The organism is Streptomyces ossamyceticus (genome assembly GCF_001418475.1).
Taxonomy (GTDB): domain Bacteria; phylum Actinomycetota; class Actinomycetes; order Streptomycetales; family Streptomycetaceae; genus Streptomyces; species Streptomyces ossamyceticus.
Map to the genome: position 1 here is coordinate 1 of NZ_LIQX01000791.1, position 3627 is coordinate 3627.

Annotated in this window: 3 protein-coding genes; all 3 read right to left on the minus strand. The window is 72.5% G+C overall.

Features of this window, described 5'->3' with window-relative positions:
* Positions 1 to 146: 146 nt before the first annotated feature.
* The gene (locus tag AOK15_RS38820; protein ID WP_055523628.1) at positions 147 to 551 is read right to left on the minus strand and encodes a hypothetical protein; all 405 of its coding nucleotides are present in this window, start codon (positions 549 to 551) and stop codon (positions 147 to 149) included.
* A gap of 65 nt (positions 552 to 616) precedes the next feature.
* Positions 617 to 1102 (minus strand): hotdog fold thioesterase, encoded by a 486-nt coding sequence (locus AOK15_RS38825; protein ID WP_055523630.1) that lies wholly within the window; start codon positions 1100 to 1102, stop codon positions 617 to 619.
* A 74-nt stretch (positions 1103 to 1176) separates the two neighbouring features.
* On the minus strand, positions 1177 to 3456 hold the full coding sequence (locus AOK15_RS38830; RefSeq protein ID WP_055523632.1) for an FdhF/YdeP family oxidoreductase: 2280 nt from the start codon (positions 3454 to 3456) through the stop codon (positions 1177 to 1179).
* Between the last annotated feature and the right edge of the window lie 171 nt (positions 3457 to 3627).

Here is a 3627-nt window from a genome sequence, read left to right on the forward strand (position 1 = left end):
GGCGAGGGCGGCGCCGGTGACGAGGGCGGCGCGGCGGTGCCGGGCGAACAGCGGGGCGAGGCGCCCCGGCGGTGGCGGGGCGCCCAGGCCGGGGAGGTCGTCCTCGGCGCGCGTCCCCTCGCCCGGTTCCACGGGCCCGACGCCACTCAACTCCACGGTCCCTCGGTCGAGTTGCCGTCCCGGTACAGCTTCGCGCAGCGGGCGCGGGCCTCCTCGCCGACGAGCCGCTCTGCGGCCGTCCGGCCGGCGCGCCGCTCCTTCGCCCGGGCGGCGTCGAGGACCTCGCGCAGGATGTCGTACTGGCCGTTCGACAGCCCCATGGACTGGTAGTCGCCGTAGCCGTCCTCGTCCAGTGTCCTCAGCGACCAGTACGAGACGATCCGCGCGCACAGCGCCTCGGGCGGCTCGGCCGACGGCGACGCCGGGCCCCCGGTCCGCGGCCCGGCCGGTCCGTCGTCCGTCCCCGGCGCCCCGCACCCGGTGACCAGGACGCAGATCAGCAGCGCCGGTCCCAGGGCGGCCCCCCACCCGGAGGCTCCTCCCGTTCCCATGCCCCGAAAGCTAGACCCGCCCGTCGCCGTCCGCCAGCGTCCGGCGCCCGCGGGCTCTGCGACGGTCAGCCGCCCGTGGCCCGCTGGGCGTCGGCCGGCAGGACGTCCCGCAGCAGACAGGTCAGCCGGGCCGTGCACACCCGCTTGCCCGCCTCGTCGCTGATGACGATCTCGTACGTGGCGGTCGAGCGCCCCCGGTGCACCGGTATGGCCACCCCGGTGACCAGCCCGGACCGCACGCCGCGGTGGTGGGTGCAGTTCAGGTCGACGCCCACCGCGATCTTGGAGCTGCCCGCGTGCAGCATGGAACCGACCGAGCCGAGGGTCTCCGCGAGCACGGCGGACGCGCCGCCGTGCAGCAGCCCGTACGGCTGGGTGTTGCCCTCGACCGGCATGGTGCCGACGACACGGTCCGCGGACGCCTCCACGATCTGCACGCCCATGCGGGTGCCCAGGTGCCCCGCGGAGAACATCGCGACCAGGTCGACGCCGAGTGCCGCGTACTCGTCGATGACCTCTTGCGGGAACGTGGCGTGGTGCTGCTCGCCCATGGGGCTCCGTTCGTCGTCGACCGCCGCGCGACGTCGCGGCGGTCGTATACCGGCCTGACTGCCTGAGCAAACGCTCAGTCGGTGGCCGATTGTTCCAGACGGACCACGACGGACTTGCTGGCCGGGGTGTTGCTGGTGTCCGCGGTGGCGTCCAGCGGCACCAGCACGTTGGTCTCGGGGTAGTAGGCGGCCGCGCAGCCGCGGGCCGTCGGGTAGTGCACCACCCGGAAACCGGGCGCCCGGCGCTCGACACCGTCCTTCCACTCGCTCACCAGGTCCACGTAGGAGCCGTCGGCGACCTTCAGCTCCGCGGCGTCCTCAGGATGGACGAGGACGACCCGGCGGCCGCCCGTGATGCCCCGGTAGCGGTCGTCCAAGCCGTAGATCGTGGTGTTGTACTGGTCGTGCGACCGCAGGGTCTGCAGCAGCAGGCGGCCCTCGGGCAGCTCCGGGAACTCCACCGGCGCGGCGGTGAAGTTGGCCTTGCCGGTGGCCGTGGGGAAGCGGCGCTCGTCGCGCGGGGCGTGCGGCAGCGCGAAGCCGTTCGGGTCGGCCACGCGCGCGTTGAAGTCCTCGAAACCGGGCACCACACGCGCGATGCGGTCACGGATGGTCGCGTAGTCCTTCTCGAACTCCTCCCACGGCGTGCGGCTCTCCTCGCCGAGGACCCGGCGGGCGAGGCGGCACACGATGGCCGGCTCGGACAGCAGATGCCGGCTCGCGGGCTCCAGACGGCCGCGGGAGGCGTGGACCATGCCCATGGAGTCCTCGACGGTCACGAACTGCTCGCCGCCGCCCTGCAGATCACGCTCGGTGCGGCCCAGGGTGGGCAGGATCAGCGCCCGCGCGCCCGTGACGGCGTGTGAGCGGTTCAGCTTCGTCGACACGTGCACCGTCAGCCGGGCGCGGCGCATCGCCGCCTCCGTGACCTCCGTGTCGGGGGACGCCGACACGAAGTTGCCGCCCATCGCGAAGAACACCTTCGCCCGGTCGTCACGCATGGCCCTGATGGCCCGCACGACGTCGTACCCGTGCTCCCTGGGCGGCGCGAAGCCGAACTCCTTCTCCAGGGCGTCCAGGAACGCCGGGGCGGGCCGCTCGAAGATGCCCATCGTGCGGTCGCCCTGCACGTTGGAGTGGCCGCGCACCGGGCACACACCCGCGCCGGGGCGGCCGATGTTGCCGCGCAGCAGCAGGAAGTTGACGACCTCGCGGATGGTGGGCACCGCGTGCTTGTGCTGGGTCAGGCCCATGGCCCAGCAGACGATCGTCCGCTTCGAGGCGAGGACCATGCGCAGTGCCTCGTCGATCTGCTCACGCGTCAGTCCGGTCGCGGTGAGCGTCTCCTCCCAGTCGGCGGCGCGGGCCGCCGACGCGAACTCCTCGAAGCCGTGCGTGTGCTCGCGCACGAACTCCTCGTCGACCGCGCCCTCGGTCTGAAGGATCAGCTTGTTGAGGAGACGGAACAGGGCCTGGTCGCCGCCGATGCGGATCTGCAGGAACAGATCGGTGAGGGCGGCGCCCTTGAGCATGCCCTGCGGGGTCTGCGGGTTCTTGAACCGCTCCAGGCCCGCCTCGGGCAGCGGATTGACCGTGATGATCTTCGCGCCGCCCGCCTTGGCCTTCTCCAGGGCGGACAGCATGCGCGGGTGGTTGGTGCCCGGGTTCTGCCCGGCGACGACGATCAGATCCGCCTTGTAGAGGTCCTCCAGCAGGACACTGCCCTTGCCGATGCCGATCGTCTCGGACAGCGCGGAGCCCGACGACTCGTGGCACATGTTGGAGCAGTCCGGCAGGTTGTTCGTGCCGAACTCGCGGGCGAACAGTTGGTACAGGAACGCGGCCTCGTTGCTGGTGCGCCCGGAGGTGTAGAAGAGGGCCTCGTCGGGGGAGTCGAGGGCGTTCAGCTCCTCGGCGACGATGTCGAAGGCCCGCTCCCAGGACACCGGCTCGTACCGGTCGCCCCCCTCGGGCAGGTACACGGGGTGGGTGAGCCGGCCCTGCTGGCCCAGCCAGTACCCGCTGCGGGTGGCCAGGTCCGCCACGGTGTGCGCGGCGAAGAACTCCGGGGTGACCCGGCGCAGCGTGGCCTCCTCGGCGACCGCCTTCGCGCCGTTCTCGCAGAACTCCGCCGTGTGCCGGTGCTCGGGCTCCGGCCAGGCACAGCCGGGACAGTCGAAGCCGTCCTTCTGATTGACCCGCAGCAGCGTCAGCGCGGTCCGCTTCACCCCCATCTGCTGCTGCGCGATCCGCAGGGTGTGTCCGATCGCGGGGAGCCCCGCCGCCGCATGCTTCGGCTGCGCGACCTGCGGCGCGTCCTGAACCGGATCACTCTTGGGCGCCTTGCCGGCCATCGCTGCTCCCCATTCGCGTACGTGTGCTGTCGAGCCTGAGGTACGCCTCCGATCCTCGCACGTGTCACCGGCCCCGATCGAGATCGGTGCACGAGGACGATCCGCCGCGACCGGGGGCCGCGACGGGTACGGGACGCGTCCGCGTCGACGCCCGCGGGCGGGGGCAGGGGC

Excerpts from the sequence above, each read along its gene's own strand:
- AOK15_RS38830 (WP_055523632.1), bottom strand. The coding sequence starts at position 3,456 with ATGGCCGGCAAGGCGCCCAAGAGTGATCCGGTTCAGGACGCGCCGCAG.
- AOK15_RS38825 (WP_055523630.1), bottom strand. The coding sequence starts at position 1,102 with ATGGGCGAGCAGCACCACGCCACGTTCCCGCAAGAGGTCATCGACGAG.
- AOK15_RS38820 (WP_055523628.1), bottom strand. The coding sequence starts at position 551 with ATGGGAACGGGAGGAGCCTCCGGGTGGGGGGCCGCCCTGGGACCGGCG.